This is a genomic window from Streptomyces sp. BR123 (genome assembly GCF_013401435.1).
GTDB lineage: Bacteria > Actinomycetota > Actinomycetes > Streptomycetales > Streptomycetaceae > Streptomyces.
In genome coordinates this window covers 1-527 of sequence record NZ_JACBGN010000679.1, presented here as the reverse complement: position 1 = coordinate 527, position 527 = coordinate 1, and the positions used below count along the sequence as shown (strand labels likewise).

The 527-nt window shown below is 72.1% G+C and carries 1 protein-coding gene; it reads left to right on the top strand.

Annotated features, from left to right (window positions below):
• Positions 1-8: 8 nt before the first annotated feature.
• Positions 9-527, top strand: a 519-nt coding sequence (locus HYE82_RS37010; protein WP_179178598.1) for a SidA/IucD/PvdA family monooxygenase, incomplete at its 3' end; no start/stop codon positions are given.

The following is a 527-nucleotide window of genomic DNA, read 5'->3' as shown; positions in this document are numbered from 1 at the left end:
CACCACCGATGACCGCACCCCTCGATGCACCCCTCGACCTCGTCGGAATCGGCATCGGCCCCGGCAACCTCTCCCTCGCCGCCCTCGCCCACGGCCTCCCCGCCCAAGGAGCCGGCGAACTCGCCACCGCCTTCTACGACGAACGCCGCGACTTCCGCTGGCACCCCGGGCTCCTCCTCGACGGCACCACCCTCCAGGGTTCCTTCCTCGCCGACCTCGTCACCCTCGCCGACCCCACCAGCCCCTGGACCTTCCTCAACTACCTCAGGCACACCGAGCGGCTCCACCCCTTCTACCTCGCCCAGCAGCTCCGCATCCGCACCGCGGAATACGACGCCTACTGCCGCTGGGTCGCCGGCCGCCTCCCCGCACTCCACTTCGGCCACCGGGTCGACGCCGTCCGCTGGAACCCCGAACGCGACCTCTTCGAAGTCGACCACACCCGCCTCGACGCCGACGGCGAAACCGAAGCCCTCGGCCGCACCCACACCCGGCACCTCGCCCTCGGCACCGGCACCGCCCCCCAC